This is a genomic window from Kitasatospora sp. MMS16-BH015 (assembly GCF_002943525.1).
Lineage (GTDB): Bacteria > Actinomycetota > Actinomycetes > Streptomycetales > Streptomycetaceae > Kitasatospora.
Genome location: NZ_CP025394.1, coordinates 104,860 through 117,891, shown reverse-complemented (window position 1 = coordinate 117,891; position 13,032 = coordinate 104,860). Strand labels below are relative to the sequence as shown.

Genomic DNA, 13,032 nt, shown 5'->3' with positions numbered 1-13,032 from the left:
GCTGTCAGACGGCCTGTAGGCCCAGGTTCCCCACACCACAGGAGTTTGACGGATGATCAACAGCAAGGCTCCCGCGCCCTCCGAGTCCCCCGTCCGTCCGCGCACCGGCCGTCGGGGCCGGGCCGCGCTCGCCGCGGCCTCGCTGATCGCGGTCACCCTGCTGGCTGCGGGCCAGCCGGCCCTGGCCGCGCCCCTGCGGGTGGAGGCCGCGCCGAGCGCGCAGGCCGCCGCGACCACGCAGCACCGGGTGCTCTTCGACGCCACCAAGGCCGAGACCGCCGGGAACGCCGACTGGATCATCTCCACCAGCCAGCCCGACCCGCTCGCCCAGAACGCCAACCCGAGCTCCGAGACCTCCTGGACCGGTGCGATCTCCGCCTGGGGCGTCGCCCTGCAGAAGACCGGCCGCTACAGCCTCAAGACGCTGCCCAGCGGCAACAGCATCACCTACGGCAACAGCGCCAACCCGCTGGACCTCTCCAACTTCGACACCTTCGTGCTGCCCGAGCCGAACATCCGGCTCTCCGCCGCCGAGAAGACCGCCGTGATGACCTTCGTGCAGAACGGCGGCGGCCTCTTCCTGATCTCCGACCACACCCAGAGCGACCGCAACAACGACGGCTGGGACTCGCCGGCGATCATCAACGACCTGATGACCAGCAACGGCGTCAACAACACCGACCCGTTCGGCTTCTCGGTCGACCTGAAGAACATCACCACCGACAACCCGCGCGCCATCAGCAACTCCACCGACCCGGTGTTGAACGGCCCGTTCGGCGCGGTGACCGGCAGCATCCTGCGCAACGGCACCACCTTCACCCTCAACCCGGCCGACAACCCGGCGGTCAAGGGCCTGGTCTACCTCTCCACCGGCGCGAGCGGCGGCAACACCAACGCCTTCTTCGTGACCAGCGCCTTCGGCAAGGGCAAGGTGGCGATCTGGGGCGACAGCTCCACCGTCGACGACGGCACCGGCGAGTCCGGCAAGACCCTCTACAACGGCTGGGACGACCCGGCGGGCACCAACGCCGCGCTCGCCCTCAACGCCACCGAGTGGCTCTCCACCGGCTCCGGCGCGACCGGCGGCGGCAGCGTCTCCGTCACCGCGCCGGGCAACCGCACCGCCACCGTCGGCACCGCCACCAGCCTGCAGCTGGCCGCCACCGACTCGGCCGGGGGCACCCTGAGCTGGTCGGCCACCGGCCTGCCCGCCGGGCTGAGCCTGAACTCCTCGACCGGTCTGATCAGCGGCACTCCGACCACGGCCGGCAGCTACACGGTCAACGTCACCGCCACCGACTCCACCGGCCCCTCCGGCAGCGCGAGCTTCACCTGGACGGTGGCCGGCGCCGGCGGCAGCGGCTGCACGCCCACCCAGCTGCTCGGCAACCCCGGCTTCGAGAGCGGCACGGCCTCGCCCTGGGTGGAGACCAACACCAGCGGCTCCTCGGCGATCAGCAACAGCGCGAGCGAGCCCACCCACGGCGGCAGCTACGACGCCTGGCTCGACGGCTACGGCACCACCAACACCGACACCCTGGCCCAGACCGTCACCATCCCGGCCGGCTGCACCAGCGCCAACTTCAGCTTCTGGCTGCACATCGACTCCGCCGCCTCCACCACCACGGTGTTCGACACCCTCAAGGTGCAGGTGCTGAACAGCTCGGGCAGCGTGCTCTCCACCCTGGCCACCTACTCCAACGTGAACGCGGCGAGCGGCTACACCCAGCGCAGCTTCAACCTGGCCGCCTACGCCGGGCAGACCGTGACCCTGAAGTTCACCGGGGCCGAGGACAGCACCAAGCAGACCTCCTTCGTGATCGACGACACCGCGCTGAACGTCTCCTGACACCGGATCAGCACCGTCGGCCCCGGGGTGTGCGCACCCCGGGGCCGCGGGCGGTTCCGGGGGCTACTCGCGCGTAGGGCTTGGCGGGGGCGGGCGTCAAGCCCTTCGGCGATCTTCCCCAACTCTGCCCACCGGCGCGCGGGGGCCGCCTAGGATCGCCCCCGACCGCCTGTCAATCGGTCCATGACAAGCAATGTCCGCAGGCTTCGCCGGCTCGGATGGGGGAGGGCGACCACGGTGCCCACTGCTGAACCGCACGTCCGTCACGCCGCGTTGGCGATCGCCGACGCGGTCGAACGACTCGACCGCCCGGCCCTGGCCCGGCTGGGCGCCGAGGCCACCCGGGCCCAGCTGCTCGCCCGCGAGACCCTGCACGACTACCTCGAACTGCTCTGGGAGACCCTCAAGCTCCAGGGTCAACGCCCGGCCGTCCGCCCCGAGTACCAGCCGCTGGCCGCCCTGTTGGACGTGCTCGGCAGCCTGCGCGACAGCGCCCACCAGGCCGTGCACGGACCGCCCGGCGGGCCCGGCTCGGCCCGGGGAGACCTGGGCTGACGTAGGGTCGGTGTCATCTGACGCGATGTGACGCGATGTGACGTGACGTGGCGTCGACGGACTCGACTCGGGAGCAGCGGATGGAACGACCTGCCGTCGGTTTTGTCGGACTCGGCAGCATGGGCCGGGGGATGGCGGGCAGCCTGCTGCGCGCCGGGTACCGGGTGGTGGTGTGGAACCGATCACCTGGGCCGGTGCAGGAGATGGTCGACCAGGGCGCCGCCGCCGCGGCGGACCTCGCCGAGGTCTTCCGGCAGCCGGTGGTGGTCTCGATGCTCGCCAACGACGCGGCGGTGACCGAACTGCTCCTCGACCCGGAGCTGTTGGCGCAGGCCACCGCCCGGACCCACCTCAACTCCGCCACCGTCTCTCCCGAACTCACCGTCCGGGCGGCCGCGTTGCACGCCGAGCACGGCATCGGGTACCTCGCGGCTCCGGTGCTCGGCCGCGCGGAGGTGGCCGCCGCCGGGGAGTTGAACATCCTGGCCGCCGGCGACCGCGGGATCGTCGAGGAGCAGAAGGAACTGCTGGACGCCCTCGGCCGCCGTACCTGGCACCTCGGCGACCGGCCCGAGCAGGCCAGCCTCGCCAAGATCACCGTCAACTACACCTTGGTCTGCGCGATCGAGGCGATGGCCGAGGCCTGCGCCCTGGCCGAGGCGGGCGGGATCCGCCCGGTCGACCTGGTCGAGCTGCTCAGCAGCACGATCTTCCCCGGCCCGGTCTACCAGGGCTACGGCTCGATGATCGCCGAACGGCGGTACGAACCGGCGGGCTTCCGGCTGGAGTTGGGGCTCAAGGACGTCCAGCTGGCGCTCGCCGCCGGCGCGGAGCAGCGAGTGCCGCTGCCGATCGCCGGCGTGGTGCGGGACGCCTTCCTGGAGGCCCTCGCGCACGGCCGGGCCGAGCAGGACTGGGCGGCGGTCGCGGAGGTGGCCCGGCGCCGGGCCGGGCTGGCCTGAGCCGGGCCGGCCCCGGCGGTGCGCCACCCGGTCGGCGCAGGCGGCTGCGCCGACTGACGCAGCGTCATCACGCCCAGGGGTGACCGTGCGTACCGGTCGGCGGTGCTCATGGTTACCGCGCCGTCGATCCGGCGAGACTGGCAGGGAATCGTCCGCCTACGGAGAGGTTCCGGCCCGATGATGCTCACGCTGCTGCTGCTCACCACCCCGCCGGTGCTGGCGGTCGCCCTGGCCCACTCCGGCAACCAGCCCGGCCATCGACGCCCAGGCCCGCCGGTGCGGAGCCGACATACCCGCACCGGGAGCGGAGGAGGCGGCCGGCACGCCGTCCGGCCGACGGGCTCGCGCAAGCTGGCCTGAGGCGGCCGCGGCAGATGGAGGTGCGGCCCCGAGCGAGGTGCTCGGGGCCGCACCGCTGCGCGGGTCGGCCCGTGGGCCCGTGGGCCCGTGGTTCTTCGGGGTCAGTGGTTCTCGTACTCGGCGATGATGCTGGCCCGGCCGAGGGCGAGGAAGCCCAGGGTGCCGCCGATCGCGGCGCAGGAGGTGTCCGAGTCGAGGCCCAGCTTCTCGACCGGCAGCGCGTGCACCGTGAACACGTAGCGGTGCGGGCCGTGCCCGGGCGGCGGGGCGGCGCCGCCGAAGTCCTTGGAGCCGTAGTCGTTCCGACCGTGGACCGCCCCGGCCGGCAGGCCCGGGAACTCACCGGAGCCGGCCCCGGTCGGGAGCTCGGTGGTGTCGGCCGGCAGGTCGAAGAGCACCCAGTGCCACCAGCCGCTCCCGGTCGGCGCGTCCGGGTCGAAGCAGGTCACCGCGAAGCTCTTGGTCTCGGCCGGGAAGCCGGCCCAGCTGAGCTGCGGCGAGACGTTGCCCGCCTCGTAGACCTGGGCCTCGGCCAGCGTGCCGCCGTCCGGGACGTCGGTGCTGGAGAGCGAGAAGGACGGGACGGGCCGCAGGAAGTCGTGGGGCAGGGGCGGACGGTCGGCCGTGGGCATGCTGGTGAGCCTCCAGAGCGACGAGGGGAGGAGCCGGGCCCGGGTCCGGGCCCGGGGGTGAGCGTAGTGCCCCGCTCGCGCTGGTCGTGAACGCCACCGGCCCGCGGTGGGTGCGGTCGCCGTCGCGACCATTGCCGCGGTCCTCGTGGTGTGATGACCGTATGACACTTCCGCCGGTGACCCTGACGCCGCTCCGGTCGGCCGACTGGCCGGCCGTGCACAGCTGGGCGAGCCTCCCGGAGGTGTGCCGCCACCAGGCCTGGGGTCCCAACTCCGAGGCGCAGAGCCGGGAGTTCGTCCGCCGGGCGGTCGAGGCCCGGGCGGCTGATCCGCAGGTCCGGTACCCCTACCTCGTCCGGCTGGGGGAGCAGGCCGGCGACCCGGTCGGCATGGCGGAGGTACATGTCCGCAGCCGGGCCCACCGGCAGGGGGAGATCACCTACGCGCTGCACCCCCGGGCCTGGGGCCGGGGCGTGGGCACCGCCACCGCGCGGGCGCTGCTGACCGTGGCCTTCGGCGAGTTGGGGCTGCACCGGGTGCAGGCCACCTGCGATCCGCGCAACCTCGGCTCGGCCCGGGTGCTGGCCAAGGCCGGCCTGCGCGAGGAGGGCCTGCTGCGGCACACCGCGCTGCTGCGGGACGGCTGGCGGGATTCGCTGGTCTTCGGTCTGCTGGCGGAGGAGTTCGGCCCGACGGGGCTCGGAGGGCCGGCCGGTCAGGATCTTGCTGACTGCTGAGCCAGTGCAATGGTACTGTCCGGGCATGTCTCAGGATGTTGCCGGCTCCAAGGCCGAAATAGACGCGCTGACCGCCGAGTTCTTCGGTGCCTTCGACAACCGGGGCGGCAAGCCCGCCGAGGTGGACCGGATCCGGCGGCTGGTGCTGCCGCAGGGTGTGATCGTGGTGACCGGCGCCAACTACAGGGTCTACACCGTCGAGGAGTTCATCGCCCCGCGGGAGCGCCTGCTCGCCGAGGGGCGGCTGGTCGAGTTCTCCGAGTGGGAGACCTCCGAGCGGACCGAGATCGTCGGCGACATCGCCACCCGCACCGGCGAGTACGCCAAGTCCGGCGTGCTGGACGGCGAGCCCTACGGGGGCGAGGGCACCAAGACCTTCCAGTTCGTCCGCACCCCCGAGGGCTGGCGGATCGCGGCCTTCTCCTGGTACGACCAGGTCTGACCGGCGCCTCCGTGGGCCCGGCCGCTCGGCGGGCCCGGTGACGCTGTGGGGTTTGCGGTTCCGGGGCCGGTTTCGGTTTCGGGGCCCTGGAGGCTCACCGTTTGGCGTAGTCGACGTAGCCCTGCCAGTCGATCACGACGCAGGGCTCGTCGCCCAGCACCCAGGCGTCGTGGCCGGGCGGGCAGGCCATGAAGTCGCCGGGGCCGAAGTCCTCGGCCTGTCCGTCGTCCATCACGATGTGCATCCGTCCGGAGAGCACGTAGCCCGCGTGCGAGGCCTGGCAACTGTCCGTCCCCGCCAACGGCTTGACGTGCTTGGACCACTGCCACCCCGGTTCGAAGGTGGCCCGCCCCACGCCACCGCTGTCCAGCCCGACCAGGTCGAGCCGCCCCTTGCCGTCCTCGAAGGGACGGGTCTCCTCCGGCGCGTCGAGACTCTTGCGCACAAGCCCGGTCATGGCAGCTCCTCGGCTCCGGGCCGGAGTGCGGTGGCGCCCGGCCCCCAGCTGTAGTACCTCCCTCCAGTCTGCGCCTCGCCGTGCTCCGTCGCACGGGGCGGCCGGGCCCCCAGCTTGCTCGGTCTGCTCGAGCTGCGATGATCGCGTTTTCTGACCGACCGAGGGGGACCCATGACCGGCACCACCGCCGAGTACGCGCGGCTCGATCCGCTGCGGACCCGGATCGAGACGCACCGCCGTTACAGCGAGCGCCCGGACGACGTGGAGCGGGCGGCCCTCGACGCCCTGGTGCTGCGGCCGGGGGAGGCGCTGCTCGACATCGGCTGCGGTACGGGCTCCTTCCTGGCCGGGCTCGGCGCGGCCGGCCACACCGGCCCGCTCACCGGCCTGGACTACTCCCCGGCTGCGGCCCGCGCCTGCGCCGAGGCCCCCGGCGTCCGGGCGGTGGTGGGCGACGCCGTCCGACTCCCGTTCCCCGACGGCACGTTCGAGGCCGTGACGGCCCGCCACATGCTCTACCACGTCTCCGACGTGCGGGCCGCCCTGCGCGAGGCGCACCGGGTCCTCCGGCCGGGCGGACGCTTCCTCGCCCTGGTCAACCGCCCCGACCCGGTGCCCGGTCTGCACGGCCTGGTCCGGGCGGAGGCGGCTCGGCACGGCGTGCGGCCCACGGCGCCGGCCGACAACGGGGTGCACTGGAGCTCTCTGCCGGGGTTGATTGGGGAGGTGTTCGGCGCAGTGCTGACCGTCCGCCAGGAGAACGCCCTGGTCTTCCCCGACCCCGCACCGGCCGTCACCTTCGCCCTGGCCCTGCTCGGCCTGCACGGCGTCCCGGCCGGTGCCGCGCAGCACGCGGCGGTGGCCGCCGGGGTGACGGCGCAGATCGAGGCCTGGTTCGCCGCCGAGGGCGGGCCGTGGCGGGACCCGAAGGGGTACGCGGTGCTGACGGCCGTGCGGCGCTGATGGTCTCCCAGGCCCGGGGCGTCGACGGTAGGTGCGGCGCGCTGGCGCGGGTGTGCGCTCACGAGGTCCGTCGCCGGTGAACGCCTGCCCGCCGGCGACGGGTGCGACGGGTGCGACGGGTACGGCGGGTGCTGCGGGTGACGGGTGCTGCGGGTGTCTCGGGTCCGGTCAGCTCCGGCGCAGGCGCTCGACCTCGCGGCGGTCGCGCTTGGTCGGGCGCCCGGCGCCCCGGTCGCGCAGGCCGGCCGGGGCAGCGACCTCGGTGGACGGGGGCGGCGGGCTGTTGTCGAGGTAGCACTCGGCAGCGGGCGCGGCTCCGACCCGCTTGCGCACGGTCTGCCGCACGACGACTACCCGCTCGTAGCCGCCGCCTTGCCGCACCCGGACCTCGTCCCCGGGCCGGACGGTCTGGGCCGGCTTGGCCCGCTCCCCGTTGACCCGGACGTGCCCGGCCCGGCAGGCCGCAGCCGCCAGGGCGCGGGTCTTGGTCAGCCGGACCGACCAGATCCAACTGTCGACCCGGACCGTCTCCTCGCTCGCCACCATGCCCCGAGCCTAGCCGGTGGGGGGTGGATGCCGGGTGGCGACGGGCGTCAGCTGAGGGTGAGGGCGTCCACGTAGACCCAGGCGCCCTCATGGCGGAGGAAGCGGCTGTTCTCCTGCATCACGCCGTCCCGGCCGCCCTCGCGGTAGTGGGCGCGGAACTCGACGGTGCCGGCCTCGTGGAACGGGCCGCCCTCGGTGGTGGCGAGGATCTCGAGGCCGACCCAGCTGAGCCGCGGGTCGAAGTCGACGGCCGGCGGGCGGGTGTCCGGGTGCCAACTGCGCAGCAGGTAAGCCTCGTCCCGGGCGGCGAAGGCGCTGAACCGGGAACGCATCAGCTGCTCGGCGCTGCTCGCGGCGAGGTCGCCCCGGTGGAGACGGGCGCAGCAGTCGCCGTACGCGGCCAGGAGGCCGCAGGGGCAGGGGCCGGCGGGGGAGAGCGCGGGCCGGGACGGCCGGGCGGACTGGGCGGACTGGGCGGACTTCGGGGTGCGGCGGGCTCGAGACATGGCTCCATTGTGGCCCGGCGGGGGCGGGTGAGGCGGGCTGGGGGTCGAGTGCGCCCTGGTTTCGTCATACATATTTCTTTCTCGGGGTCGAGAAATGCAATCCGGATATCCATTGACGGGGGCTGAGGAGGAGTACGAGAATTGACGTGCCAAGTTGGTCAGTGTGAAAAAGGCCCGGTGTGAACTCCCGGGTGGGCGACTGTGAATGCGTTGGCTTGGCGTTGCGATCTGATTGTCATATGTACTTGCGGGTCAAGGGCGTCGGCGGTGGCAGCCCCTGGCCTTTGGGCTTCTGAGATCGGTCTCCTTTGCTGTGGTGGGCGCTGCGCGGGTGGCAGCCGTGGCTGTGCCTGCCGGGCCTTTTGCTCCCGCTGTCCCTTCCCGTTTCCGCTGCCTCCTCTGGTTGAGCCATTTCTTAGTGATCTGGATATGAAGGTGACCCCGCTATGACGAGTACGGTTCATCTCTTCCCCGGGTTGGGGGATTTCTCGGTCTCGCCCTTGCTGGCCGCTCTGCCCAGAGCGCCCGGGCTCCGGAGCGCGGTGGCCGAGGTGTTCGCGGAGGCCGATCCGGCGGGGCGCGAGTTCGGCCTCATCCCGTTGGGGCGGCGGCTGATCGGGCGTGCCCCGCCGAGCTCACGCGAGCTGGCCGCCGAGGTCGTGGGCACCGTTCAACTCGCCCAGTTCGGCGTCAGCTTGGCGGTCCATCGGGCCCTGGTCCGGGCCGGTCTGGCGGCCGATGCCCTGGTGGCGGTCAGCTTCGGCGAGATCCCCGCCCTGGTCGCCGCCGGCAGCCTCTCCGTGTCCGACGGCGCCCGCCTCGCCTGTCGGCTCGGCCAGTTGCTGCACAGCGCCGAGGGCGGCCTCACCCTGATCCGGTTCTCCCCGCAGCAGGCCGAGGCGCTGCTTCTCTCGGTCGGCCACCCGGAGGTCGTCCTCGCCTGCATCAACCATCCGGGGGAGGTGGTGCTCTCCGGCCCGCTGCGACCGTTGGAGGAGGTGGAGCGCGCCGCCCACCTGGCGGGCTGGCCACCCCAGCGGATCAGGCTGCCCTTCCTCGCCCACCATCCGTGGCTGCACAGTCAGGGGGCCGCCTTCACCGCTTTCGCCCGTACCCTCCGGCTCGCCGCTCCACGGTTGCCGATCCACTCCGCCGTGGCGGGCACGGTCCACACCGCCCGGACCGACCTGCCCCGTGCCCTGGGCCGCTGCCTCACCGACCTGGCGGATTTCCCCACCGCCCTCCACCAGGCCGTCGCCTCCACCACCGCAGCTCCACCCGTCACCCCCTCTTCGACCGTCACCCCCTCTTCGATGAACCCGCCGGATTCGCCGCCGACCATCCTCGAGGCCGGCACCGGCCAGGCCCTCACCATGAGCGCCCGCCACCTCCTGCCCACCGTCAGCTCCCGATCCCCCCTTGCCGACCCGGCCTTCTCCTGGCCGCCCGGTCCCACTGCGACGGTGGGGCCCACCGCAGGCCGCTCACCCGCCGTCGGTCCGGCCCGCCGCTCCGCGTCCAGCCCGGCCCGTGCCTCTGCGCCTGGCGCCACCGTTGCGCCGAGGTCTGCGCCCACTGCCACGCCCAGGTCCGTTCCCGCCGTCGCCCCCACCTCTGCGGCCCCCACCTCGGCCGTGTTCGGGCCCGCTCTTACCGCCGTGTCCAGGCCCGATGCCACTGCCGGGTCGGAGACCGATCCCGTGAGGAGGCTCTGAGATGCCGCCCCAGCACCACACCTCCGCCGCCGAGCTCGACCGGCTCCGGCACGGTGGCTGTCCGCCGACCGTGCGCCGCCAGGTCGCCGCCCTGATCGACACCCGCCCGGTCGCCACCGAGCCCGACTCGCTCTCCCGCGACCACCAGGATCACCGGGCCCTGCGCCGCCTGGCGCAGGCCCTGCCCCCGGCAGCGGAGGTCTTCGCCGACACCGACCTGCTGGCGGCGCTGAGCGCCACCACCGCCCTCGCCCACCCCTGGCTCTACCAGGCCTTCCTCTCCCACTACATCCTCTGCGTCGGTTCGGTGGCCACCCTGGCCGGCCGTCCTAGCTCGCCCCCTGCCCCGGGCCCCGAGGCGGGGCGCGCCGGGGCCGAGCCGCCGCCACCGGGCAGCGCAGAGCTGGCGCAGGTGCAGGCCAAGGGCGTCTTCATGGTCACCGAGATCGGTGACGCCAGCAGTCACCTCGGCACCCGCACCACGGCCGAGTACGACGAGGCCGCCGACGAGTTCGTCCTGCACACTCCGGACGCCCGGGCGGCGAAGTTCTCCAGTGTCGGAGCCCCCGGGCGAGGGCTGCCGCAGCAGGCCGTGGTGATCGCCCGGCTGGTGGTGCGGGGCGAAGACCGCGGGGTGTTCTCGTTCCTGACCCCGATCTCTGGTGAGGACGGCCGTCCGGTGCCGGGAGTCGCTCTCTCCAGCCCGATCGCCGTGGATGCGGTGCCGCTCCCGTACGCCCTGATCCGGTTCGACCGGCTGCGGCTGCCCCGAGGGGCCTGGCTGCACGACTCGGCCCGGATCCGGCCGGACGGCACGTTCCACGACCCGCTCGGCAGCCACGATGCCCGCCTCCAGCGCACCCTGAGCGTCGGTCAGACGCTCTGGGCCACCGCGCCCACGGCGATGGCCGCGATGGCCAGCCGGGCCGCCGTCCTGACCCTGCGGTACTGCGAGCAGCGCCGTTCGCACGGTCGGCTCGCCCCGGGCGCGTCCGTGCTGCGGTACCGCACCCAGCAGCACGCCGTACTCGGCGCCCTAGCCGAGGCGTTCGCGCTCACCTGCGCCGCCGCCGAGGCCCGGCGGGCCTGGGCAGGGGGTCCGGCCGGCCCGGCGGTGAGCGGGGAGCAGGGCGACCAGGCTCCGGCGGAGATGACCTTCTCCCCGTGGGCGGCCGTCGACCGCTCCCTCGCCGTGCACAAGGCGCTGAGCGCACGGGCGACCGCCGCCCTGATCGCGGAGTGCCAGCACCGCTGCGGGCTGGCCGGCTTCCACCGGCAGAACCGCCTCCAGGGCTACCACGACCTGGCCCGGGCCTTCGAGAACGCGGGGGGTGACTCCACGCTGATCCTGCTGGACGCGGGCCGCGCACTGGTCACCGACCTGCCCACCGAGAGCGCTTCGGCCGGGGCGAGTGCCGGCTCAGGCGCCGCCGCACCCGTTCGGTACTCCGACCTGCCGGTGACCGACCCGCTCTGGTGGCCCGGCCTGGCCCGGGGCCTGGAGCACCGACTCACCCAGGAGGTCCGCACCGCGCACGACCTCCGCGCCAAGTCCACCCCTGACGCCTTCGAGCTGTGGAACGGCCTGCTCGCCCAGACCCTGGAGCTCGGCGAGAGCCACAGCCACCGGCTCGCCGCCGAGAGCGTGGCCGGCGCGCTCGCGAGCCTCACCGACCCCGGTCTGCAGGAGCCGCTGCGCCTGCTGGCCGGCCTCTACGGCATCCGGCAGGCCCGCCGCCACTCCGGCCTCCTGCTCCGCACCGGCCTGCTGGAGGCGGAGGAGGTCCGTGAGCTCCCCGCCGCACTCGACACCCTCTGCGACGCCCTCGCACCGCACCTCCCGCTGCTCACCACCGTCCTCGACCCGGCAGATCCGCCCACCCTCCCACCCACCACCCCGCCTCCCGCCGGTCAGGCCGCCGCCGCCCCGGTCATCCCGATGACCGCTCCCGACTTCGCCACGGCCCTGACCGCCGCCCTCACCTGGCACCGAGGAGCACGATGATCACCCACGACCTGCCCCGACCCGGGCTGTCCGGCCTCGGGCAGCTCCGACCCGACCGGCCCGACTCCGACCTGCCCCGACCCGAGGCGTCCGCCCGGCCGCCGAGCAGCAGAGGCGCACCCGAGCCCGGGCTGAACCCCCGTCAGTCGTCGCCCCAGGTGCCGCCCCAGGCCGGGCCGATCGGGGTGATCGGGCTCGGGAGCTACCTGCCCGCCACCGTCCGGGACAACCGGACGGTCGGCTCGCCGGCCGGGGTCAGCGCGCAGTGGATCGCCGAGCGGACGGGCGTCCGGCAGCGGCACGTCGCCGCCCCGGGGGAGGCGGCCTCCGACCTCGCGGCCGGTGCGGTCCGCGCCGCCTGCACGGCGGCCGGGTTGTTGCCGGAGCAGTTGGGGCTGCTCGTGCTGGCCACGTCCACCCCGGACGAACTCGGGCCCGCCACCGCCTGCCGGGTGCAGGCCGCGATCGGGGCGAGTCGGGCGGTCGCCCTCGATGTGAGTGCGGCCTGTTCCGGCTGGCTGTTCGCGGCGCGGGTGGCCCACGACTGGCTGCGGGCCAGCCCCGAGGCCGGGTACGCGGCCGTGGTGGGGGTGGAGGCGTACTCCAAGTTCGTCGACCCCACCGACCGGGCCACGGCGGTGCTGTTCGCCGACGGCGCGGCGGCCACCATCCTGGGGCCGGTCCCCGAGGGCACCGGCTTCGCCGAGTTCCACCTCGGGTCGGACGGCGGCGGGGCGCACCACGTCCTGATCCCGTCCGGTGGGAGCCGGCGCCCGGCCTCCCCGGCCAGTACGGCCGACGGAGGCCACCACATCCACATGGACGGCCGGGCGGTCCGCGACTTCATCAGCGAGGTCTTCCCCCGGCTCGTCGCGGAGAGCCTCGCCCGACACCGGCTGACCGTGGCCGACATCGACGCCTTCATCACCCACCAGCCCAACCCCGTGCTGCTGCGCTCCCTCGGCGAGCGGATCGGGATACCCGGGCCCCGCCTGCACATCACCGGCGACCGGGTCGGCAACATCGGCGCCGCCTCCACCCCGTTCGCCCTCACCGACGCCGCCGCCAGGGGGCTGCTCCCCGCCAAGGGCCGGGTGCTGCTCTGCGTCTTCGGGGCCGGCCTCACCTGGGGCAGTTCCCTGCTCACCTGGTCCGGCGCCCCGGCCTGCCAAGTGGTCGGCGCCGCCTGACGCCCCGCCGGCCGCCGGCCGCGCTACCCGCCACCATCCATTCGCCATTCGCAGAGCCGCCCGAGCAGCGGGCCGGCCCGGCCCGACCTGACGTCCGTTCACCTGCGCACTGA

Annotated in this window: 13 protein-coding genes; 9 read left to right on the top strand and 4 right to left on the bottom strand. The window is 73.8% G+C overall.

The genetic code is table 11. The features are described from left to right. Nucleotides 1-52: 52 nt before the first annotated feature. The 3 genes from CFP65_RS00575 (at nucleotide 53) to CFP65_RS00565 (ending at nucleotide 3,366) form a co-directional block, all read left to right on the top strand. The gene (locus CFP65_RS00575; protein ID WP_104814235.1) at nucleotides 53-1,849 is read left to right on the top strand and encodes a putative Ig domain-containing protein; all 1,797 of its coding nucleotides are present in this window, start codon (nucleotides 53-55) and stop codon (nucleotides 1,847-1,849) included. A 237-nt stretch (nucleotides 1,850-2,086) separates the two neighbouring features. Beyond that, nucleotides 2,087-2,404: a hypothetical protein gene (locus tag CFP65_RS00570; protein ID WP_158701950.1), complete on the top strand. Its 318-nt coding sequence runs from the start codon at nucleotides 2,087-2,089 to the stop codon at nucleotides 2,402-2,404. Nucleotides 2,405-2,451: 47 nt separating this feature from the next. Further along, entirely contained in the window at nucleotides 2,452-3,366 is a 915-nt protein-coding gene (locus CFP65_RS00565; protein ID WP_305778244.1) for an NAD(P)-dependent oxidoreductase, read from the top strand. Nucleotides 3,367-3,827: 461 nt separating this feature from the next. On the opposite strand, the gene CFP65_RS00555 is transcribed toward CFP65_RS00565, so the two are convergent. Then, entirely contained in the window at nucleotides 3,828-4,358 is a 531-nt protein-coding gene (locus CFP65_RS00555; RefSeq protein WP_104814231.1) for a YbhB/YbcL family Raf kinase inhibitor-like protein, read from the bottom strand. A 176-nt stretch (nucleotides 4,359-4,534) separates the two neighbouring features. Here CFP65_RS00555 and CFP65_RS00550 point away from each other — a divergent pair, with 176 nt between their 5' ends. Both CFP65_RS00550 and CFP65_RS00545 read left to right on the top strand, forming a co-directional pair. Further along, nucleotides 4,535-5,095: a GNAT family N-acetyltransferase gene (locus CFP65_RS00550; RefSeq protein ID WP_254552139.1), complete on the top strand. Its 561-nt coding sequence runs from the start codon at nucleotides 4,535-4,537 to the stop codon at nucleotides 5,093-5,095. Between the two features lie 25 nt (nucleotides 5,096-5,120). After that, a complete protein-coding gene (locus CFP65_RS00545; protein ID WP_104814229.1) occupies nucleotides 5,121-5,537 on the top strand; it encodes a DUF4440 domain-containing protein in 417 nt (138 codons plus the stop codon). A 94-nt stretch (nucleotides 5,538-5,631) separates the two neighbouring features. On the opposite strand, the gene CFP65_RS00540 is transcribed toward CFP65_RS00545, so the two are convergent. Beyond that, nucleotides 5,632-5,994 (bottom strand): cupin domain-containing protein, encoded by a 363-nt coding sequence (locus CFP65_RS00540; protein ID WP_104814228.1) that lies wholly within the window; start codon nucleotides 5,992-5,994, stop codon nucleotides 5,632-5,634. Between the two features lie 171 nt (nucleotides 5,995-6,165). Here CFP65_RS00540 and CFP65_RS00535 point away from each other — a divergent pair, with 171 nt between their 5' ends. Next, nucleotides 6,166-6,957, top strand: coding sequence for a class I SAM-dependent methyltransferase (locus CFP65_RS00535; protein ID WP_104814227.1), 792 nt, complete (start codon nucleotides 6,166-6,168; stop codon nucleotides 6,955-6,957). Between the two features lie 168 nt (nucleotides 6,958-7,125). Here CFP65_RS00535 and CFP65_RS00530 read toward each other — a convergent pair whose 3' ends face one another. Beyond that, nucleotides 7,126-7,503: an RNA-binding S4 domain-containing protein gene (locus CFP65_RS00530; protein ID WP_104814226.1), complete on the bottom strand. Its 378-nt coding sequence runs from the start codon at nucleotides 7,501-7,503 to the stop codon at nucleotides 7,126-7,128. 47 nt (nucleotides 7,504-7,550) lie between these two features. After that, the gene (locus CFP65_RS00525) at nucleotides 7,551-8,009 is read right to left on the bottom strand and encodes a YchJ family protein (RefSeq protein WP_104814225.1); all 459 of its coding nucleotides are present in this window, start codon (nucleotides 8,007-8,009) and stop codon (nucleotides 7,551-7,553) included. A 446-nt stretch (nucleotides 8,010-8,455) separates the two neighbouring features. Between CFP65_RS00525 and CFP65_RS00520 the strand changes: the two genes are divergently transcribed. The 3 genes from CFP65_RS00520 to CFP65_RS00510 are packed head-to-tail and all read left to right on the top strand — an operon-like array spanning nucleotide 8,456 to nucleotide 12,919. Next, nucleotides 8,456-9,724: an acyltransferase domain-containing protein gene (locus CFP65_RS00520; protein ID WP_104814224.1), complete on the top strand. Its 1,269-nt coding sequence runs from the start codon at nucleotides 8,456-8,458 to the stop codon at nucleotides 9,722-9,724. Between the two features lies 1 nt (nucleotide 9,725). After that, nucleotides 9,726-11,729 carry an acyl-CoA dehydrogenase gene (locus tag CFP65_RS00515; RefSeq protein ID WP_104814223.1) on the top strand — a complete coding sequence of 668 codons (2,004 nt, stop codon included), beginning with the start codon at nucleotides 9,726-9,728 and terminating at the stop codon, nucleotides 11,727-11,729. Further along, nucleotides 11,726-12,919 (top strand): 3-oxoacyl-ACP synthase III family protein, encoded by a 1,194-nt coding sequence (locus tag CFP65_RS00510; RefSeq protein ID WP_104814222.1) that lies wholly within the window; start codon nucleotides 11,726-11,728, stop codon nucleotides 12,917-12,919. The genes CFP65_RS00515 and CFP65_RS00510 overlap by 4 nt, the downstream gene beginning before the upstream one ends. Nucleotides 12,920-13,032 lie beyond the last annotated feature (113 nt).

Excerpts from the sequence above, each read along its gene's own strand:
- CFP65_RS00520 (WP_104814224.1), top strand. The coding sequence starts at position 8,456 with ATGACGAGTACGGTTCATCTCTTCCCCGGGTTGGGGGATTTCTCGGTC.
- CFP65_RS00530 (WP_104814226.1), bottom strand. The coding sequence starts at position 7,503 with ATGGTGGCGAGCGAGGAGACGGTCCGGGTCGACAGTTGGATCTGGTCG.
- CFP65_RS00575 (WP_104814235.1), top strand. The coding sequence starts at position 53 with ATGATCAACAGCAAGGCTCCCGCGCCCTCCGAGTCCCCCGTCCGTCCG.
- CFP65_RS00525 (WP_104814225.1), bottom strand. The coding sequence starts at position 8,009 with ATGTCTCGAGCCCGCCGCACCCCGAAGTCCGCCCAGTCCGCCCAGTCC.
- CFP65_RS00555 (WP_104814231.1), bottom strand. The coding sequence starts at position 4,358 with ATGCCCACGGCCGACCGTCCGCCCCTGCCCCACGACTTCCTGCGGCCC.
- CFP65_RS00535 (WP_104814227.1), top strand. The coding sequence starts at position 6,166 with ATGACCGGCACCACCGCCGAGTACGCGCGGCTCGATCCGCTGCGGACC.
- CFP65_RS00540 (WP_104814228.1), bottom strand. The coding sequence starts at position 5,994 with ATGACCGGGCTTGTGCGCAAGAGTCTCGACGCGCCGGAGGAGACCCGT.
- CFP65_RS00510 (WP_104814222.1), top strand. The coding sequence starts at position 11,726 with ATGATCACCCACGACCTGCCCCGACCCGGGCTGTCCGGCCTCGGGCAG.
- CFP65_RS00545 (WP_104814229.1), top strand. The coding sequence starts at position 5,121 with ATGTCTCAGGATGTTGCCGGCTCCAAGGCCGAAATAGACGCGCTGACC.
- CFP65_RS00515 (WP_104814223.1), top strand. The coding sequence starts at position 9,726 with ATGCCGCCCCAGCACCACACCTCCGCCGCCGAGCTCGACCGGCTCCGG.